Raw genomic sequence first — 581 nt, 5'->3', positions numbered from 1 at the left:
TTGCGGCGTCTTGTAGAATTTCACCCTGATACCCGGCTTGTTTAACCGATTCTAAAATCTCGGCGTGCAAGTCGTCAGAATCGTTATCGACAAAGACCAACGCACTTTGCTCAGCCAGGTTGACTTGTGCTTTTTCAACGCCTTGGACTTGAGTCAGCGCTTTTTCAACAGAGGCAACACAGCTGGCACACGTCATCCCTTGAATCAGCATTTGTAATTGTGTCGCGCCTGCTGGTGGTAGCTCTTCAATTTTAACTTCAGGCTCACCGTGATGCTGCTGCTCAACTTGAGTTGGCGTTTCTGCCTTTTGGGGAGCTGATACATTTGTTTCTGTATTTGCTTCTGTGATCACTTCGGCACTTGCGCTATAGCCTAAGCTTGCCACTAAATCGATGACTTGCTCTTGTGTCAGCAGAGTATGAATGCGTAAGTGCGTTGTCGAAGCTTCGAAAGAGACAATATCTTGATTGGACTCTAATAAAGAAGAGAGTTTTTTCACGCAGCCACCGCAGCTTAGCCCCGATAGTTGGAGCTCATAATGGGTGCCAGCTTGGTAACCAAGGGATTCAATTGAGGCGACC

The 581-nt window shown here is 47.3% G+C and carries 1 protein-coding gene; it reads right to left on the bottom strand.

Going from position 1 to position 581, the window contains the following annotated elements; translation table 11 throughout:
* A partial coding sequence (locus tag R7Q09_RS27195; protein WP_318144086.1) for a cation transporter occupies nt 1-581 on the bottom strand: 581 nt, incomplete at both ends.

The organism is Vibrio sp. 2130-1 (genome assembly GCF_033339515.1).
The sequence above is the reverse complement of the archived record's forward strand: the minus strand, read 5'-3'. Positions and strand labels throughout refer to the sequence as shown.